Source organism: Endozoicomonas atrinae (genome assembly GCF_001647025.1).
Lineage (GTDB): Bacteria > Pseudomonadota > Gammaproteobacteria > Pseudomonadales > Endozoicomonadaceae > Endozoicomonas > Endozoicomonas atrinae.
On sequence record NZ_LUKQ02000310.1, the window covers coordinates 1 to 5,423 of the forward strand.

A 5,423-nucleotide genomic window follows, 5' to 3' on the forward strand; every position below is an offset into this window, starting at 1 on the left:
GAAGATATTATCAATAAATGCTGTGAGGCATGGAATGAATTACTTTCTGAAGTTGGCCGATTGAAAAGTCTATGCTCCCGTTCATGGGCTGTTATTTCATAATTTAAAAATGGAATTGGTATAAGGTCAAAAACCAAACAGTTCTCTGACTTTCTAGAAGAAATGCGCCATCTTTGAGCTGTAACTGGTGATACCTTTTCGGAGAAGGTTATTTTTGGGACGTTCAGCTCGCCCTGTCAGCTGTTCAAGCAGTCTATTTTTCAACGACTGTGTTTCCAGCCTTCGGGTTTTCGGTGACTGCTCCTGTGCGTATTCACTGGTAAAAATCACCGTCACTTCCCCGGTTTGCTTTACGCCAATCACTTTTGCGTCTATTACTGGAATCTCGAGCTGAAAATCACTGATCTCAACGGGCAAAGGCTCCAGTCTGGCATCCCATAAGCCAGTGCGATGGCCAGAGTAAAGAGCAACTACCAGTGCCCGCATAGACCAGAAGCTGCTGGCTGGGCCACTGTAGTTATCCACAAGACGACTGTCTTCTGAAAACAGCCCCTGAGTTGGTGCTCCAAAGCGCATGGCTCCATTACCGATAAAATACCTCAGGCTGGTCGCCAGTGACCGCTGAGCTTCACCCGCCGTAATCGGCGATTTTTCCAGATCGTTTTCCATATCCCCCTTCATATCAAGAAGGGCCAGCAGTGGTGCAGAGACAGCCAGACGGTAGCAGGCACTTCGTCCAAAGAAAGCAACACCTTCAGGCGTCAGAAAATGACGGTAAGTGGACACAAATTCTGACATTGAGGTGTGGATAAAATCACGATCAAACTCAGGGTCTATTTGATCTAACCAATAGAGTGAGTAATGAAAACCCCAGGCATTGTAGTAATCGTAATTACCCCGAGCACCATCACGAAACCAGCCTCCCCCCACATGAAACTCTTTAATTCGCTGATACTTATGGTGATCGACATGATCAATTCCGGTTAACGACTTCACCACCAACTGAACCGTCAGTGGAAAAAGATGCCAGTTGTTATCCACAGTGGACAGGGGATTCACCTGAAGAAACCAGTCGGTAACCTGCCTGCGCTCATTGTCAGTCAATGTATTCCAGACCCAGTCCTTACTTATCCACAATGCCAGTGCCAGATCAGCGCTTTCACAGATTTTCTGGTCATAGCTTTCTAGTTTTCCCCAATAACCCCGATGGCTCGGATTGGTACCTGCCAGAAAGGCTGATTTTACTATCTCTGGAATGTTCAGCTTCTGACCGTTAAGGGTTATTAATTCCCCTTGCTTGGCGGATTTCCTCTCAAATTGCGTCTCAACTTGAAAGTGCAGCCAGGCGGCCAGTACAGGAATTACACGACTAGTACCTTCCAGTGCATCGGTTCTGGCCGTCTGCTGGCTGGGCCGGCCAGGATAATAGGCGTGACTGTAATCCCAGGCTGCATAGTGGTCAAAGGCTTCAGCAATATACCGGGTTAATGCATCGCACTGCTTTTCAATGGATTGGTCATGGTCCTGAAACAGTGCCTGCAAATCAGCATCATTTCTGTCATAGGCCGACTTCCTGGTAAAGCGTCGAATGAGACTCTCTCGAAAAATACGAAAACGCATGGAAAGATCGGGGTTTTCACAGGGAATAACCGGACGGGGGGTGGCGCTGATTTCAATGGTCATTTCACAAAACGAAAGATAAATGAAAGCCGTATAATAAAACCGGTTAGATTAATAGCAAGAAGTGAAATGATGATGTCGATTTCAGCTTATTTACTGATCAGAAAATAGAAATGACTGAACAGACTTGCACTTCTTCAACACGCCATTTTTAAAGAAGTGCTCCATTCAGCGGGTAAACAGACTCAAATAACTCCCCGACGCTCCTGGTCGCGTTCAATGGACTTGAACAGTGCACCAAAATTACCTTCCCCAAAACCTTTGTGATTCGCGCGCTGTATAATTTCAATAAATATCGGCCCAAACAGATTCCTGGTGAAAATCTGCAGAAGGTAGCCGTCATCATCACCATCTACCAGCACCTGGTGTTCCTGTATGCGTTGCTTATCTTCTCGAACACCCTTCACCCGCTGAAAGGCCTCTTCATAATAGTCGTCATCAATATCCAGTGTCTCAATATTGCTTCCTTTCATCTTATCCAGTGATGCCAGAATATCATTGCTCAGGAATGCCAGGTGTTGAACACCGGGTCCTTTATACTCATCCAGGTATTCATCAATCTGATTATTGTTATCATCCTTACCTTCATTGATGGGTATACAGAAGCTGCCATCGGGTGAGCGGAGAGCATAAGAAAGCAGCGCTGTTTTTTTACCGCGAATATCAAAGTAACGGACTTCGGTAAAACCAAACACGTCCTTATAGAAGTCAGCCCACTGCTGTAGCGTTCCTTTGTGTACATTATTGGTCAGGTGATCTATGGCAATAAAGCCTTTGTTTTCCCGGATTTCAGGGTGTATGAGATCGATAAAGTCATCCTGATATATTGAACCTTTATCTCCAAACTTATCGATTAAGTAGATCAGGCTATCGCCGATTCCATAAATTGCCGGATAAGGCAGGTCCTTATTGCTGTCCTGGGCAGATCGCGCACCTCGTTCAATAGCAGCTTCGAGAGCCTTCTCCGCATTTTCCACGCGCCATCCCATGGAGCAGATAGAAGGCCCGTGCTTCCGGGAAAACTCAGCGGCAAACCCTGATGGGTCGCGGTTGAGTAAAAAGTGAATGTCATTCTGATTGTAATAGTCAATGGTTTTCTCTTTGTGTCGCTTCAATCGTGAGAAGCCAAAATCTGAAAACACATTGTCCATAAATGAGATGTCCGGGGTTGCATACTCGGTAAATTCGATACCCTGCAAGCCCAAGGGGTTCTGCTGGTTATTCATATCAATTCTCCCGGTGATCATTATTCAATCCATGAGCGGTTATAATCCTGATCCATGGTCTGACGAACATGCTCCGTCAGTTTTAGCGGTGCAAAAGTATCTACCATGACGGCATACTCAAAAGTTTCTTTCTTACCAATAGAGTCCTCTGTTTTATGGGGTTGAGGGCCATGAGGAACGCCCTTTCGATGCAGAGTGACCGAGCCGGCATCAATACCGGTGCGGCTCATAAACTCTCCATGCACGTAATAGAGCACTTCTTCACTGTCGATATTGGAGTGGTAATAGGGAGCTGGTATGGCTTCCGGGTGGAAGTCAAACAGTCGGGGAACAAAGTTACAGATCACAAAATTTCTGGCGGTCAACAGCAGATGAATGGTCGGTGGCAGATGAATTTTGCCAACAATCGGCGCGAATTCATCAATATTGAACGCCCAGGGAAAGACATAACCATCCCAGCCTGCCAGATCAAAGGGGTGCCACTGCAATCGGGTAAGCTGGTGACGGTCACCGTACTTGATGACCAGCTCATATCCTTCCTGCTCAACAATCGCTTCCTGCAATACCGGTCCCCGAATGTCCCGTTCACAGTAAGGTGCGGTTTCCAATAGCTGTCCATATTCATTGCGGTAGTTTCTGGGAATTTCCACCATGGAGTTTGACTCCACGACAAACATCCGCACGTCGTTATAATTGTTGAATTTCAATTGATAGGTGGTACCACGGGGAATGACCAGATAATCCCACTTCCTGAATTCTAGATGGCCGTATTCCGAAGCCAGAACACCCTCACCCTCATGGATAAATATCACTTCATCGGCATAGCTGTTGCGATAGAACTGATGGGTATCCTCTGTGACACTTGCGGTATAAACGGCTACATCATCATTGAAAAAGTACTTGTTACGAGCACTGAAAAAATTCCCTCTCCTGTCTGATTTTCTGGTGTCCATTTTATAGTTCTGAAGCAGGCTATCCTCCCATGCATTTCCATAATTCATCGGCATAACTTCTACAGAGAGGGTTTTGCACGGCATGTTGTAATGGTATTTGTTGGAATAAATACCCGAGAACCCGTGGGTTGAAAAAAGTTCTTCCCGGTACAACTGACCATCCTGACGCTTGAACATTATATGCCGCTTGGCAGGTAACTCTCCCTGGCTCATATAAAATGGCATGATCGACCCCAATGGCTTATTTGCAGGTTTCTTTACAAAATAGGCAGATAATATCCATAAAAAAAGAATGGTTTTTTACGCAAGATGATCAATAATTTTGATGGACCTACTGTCGATATGACCGGATTGATTGAGGTAACACTGTGTACCTGGATATTGATACCTTTCAAACACTGGCCGCCATTGTTGAAGAAGGCAGTTTTGCCAAAGCAGCCGAACGTCTGGGTCAATCCCAGTCCTCTGTCAGCTATAAAATCAAACAGCTGGAGCGTTTTCTGGGCACACCGGTATTTGACCGAAGCGCCTATCGAGCGGTTCTGACGGACAGTGGGAACGTCATCTACCGGGAAGGCAAAAAACTGCTTCAGCAAATGCTTCACATTGAAACACTGGCACAGCGATATCGCAGTGGCTGGGAGCTGAGACTGGATGTCGTTATGGATGGTGCATTGCCCATGGAGCCCATGCTGAAAGCACTGAAAATACTCGAACAGGAACAACTGGCCACAGTGATTCAACTGCATATTGAACACCTGGCAGGGGTGCAGCGACGTTTTGAGCAGACAACCGCAGCCATCATGCTGACAAAAGAGTTCGCCCTGTCACCGGATCTATCAACAGCGCCTCTCCCTCCGATCGTCAACCTGCTGGTAACGTCCAGAGAACATCCGCTATCAACCATGAAGACAGTTTCGAGAGCACAACTACAGACATTTGTTGAACTGACCGTACACGACAGTCTGCAACAGACGCAATCTGACTACTTCTCTGGAACACCCATGTTTGGTGGTGAGCGGGTTTACTTTCTCAGCAACTTTCAACAAAAGCGAAAGGCTTTACTGACAGGACTGGGGTTTGGCTGGATACCCAGCTATATGATCGAAAAAGAGCTGGCCAGTGGGCAGCTGGTGACTGTTGACTATCGCGGTGACCACAAATTTCAGTTTACCCCACAGCTCGTGTGGCGCCGCCCCCAAGAGAAAGGGCCTGTTACTCGCAGGCTGCTCGGGTTACTGCGTGAAGAGTATCAATACTCTTAACGTTATCATGAACCGTCATGATAAAAGAGGGATGAAAACAGAGAATGAGTTCGGTGATACTTTCTCAAGATTGAATAAATTAACCCTGACAATCTGATAGAAAGCAAATAAATTCAGCACTGTTTAATAATCAGAATTTCAATCTTTACAAAAAACTTACAAGTTATAACTAAATACAAACCGCTCAGGGCTTTATAAAAAATCAATACAATTAATAAAAATCAAATTAACCTCCAATGAAACTTTATAGAAAACCGGCAGTCCTATTAGATACACTTGTTTTTTATGTGGTTACTAAA

At 45.6% G+C, this 5,423-nt stretch carries 4 protein-coding genes; 1 reads left to right on the forward strand and 3 read right to left on the reverse strand.

The window, feature by feature from the left end:
• Positions 1 to 153: 153 nt before the first annotated feature.
• The 3 genes from AK963_RS24955 to AK963_RS24965 all read right to left on the reverse strand — a co-directional run bounded on the left by AK963_RS24955 (position 154) and on the right by AK963_RS24965 (position 4,084).
• Complete coding sequence (locus AK963_RS24955) at positions 154 to 1,683, reverse strand: DUF2264 domain-containing protein (protein ID WP_066018098.1); 1,530 nt, start codon at positions 1,681 to 1,683, stop codon at positions 154 to 156.
• A 182-nt stretch (positions 1,684 to 1,865) separates the two neighbouring features.
• On the reverse strand, positions 1,866 to 2,906 hold the full coding sequence (hppD, locus tag AK963_RS24960) for a 4-hydroxyphenylpyruvate dioxygenase (RefSeq protein ID WP_066018101.1): 1,041 nt from the start codon (positions 2,904 to 2,906) through the stop codon (positions 1,866 to 1,868).
• Between the two features lie 20 nt (positions 2,907 to 2,926).
• Complete coding sequence (locus AK963_RS24965; protein WP_066018099.1) at positions 2,927 to 4,084, reverse strand: homogentisate 1,2-dioxygenase; 1,158 nt, start codon at positions 4,082 to 4,084, stop codon at positions 2,927 to 2,929.
• Between the two features lie 143 nt (positions 4,085 to 4,227).
• Here AK963_RS24965 and AK963_RS24970 point away from each other — a divergent pair, with 143 nt between their 5' ends.
• A complete protein-coding gene (locus AK963_RS24970) occupies positions 4,228 to 5,124 on the forward strand; it encodes a LysR family transcriptional regulator (RefSeq protein WP_066018100.1) in 897 nt (298 codons plus the stop codon).
• The last annotated feature ends 299 nt before the right edge of the window (positions 5,125 to 5,423 follow it).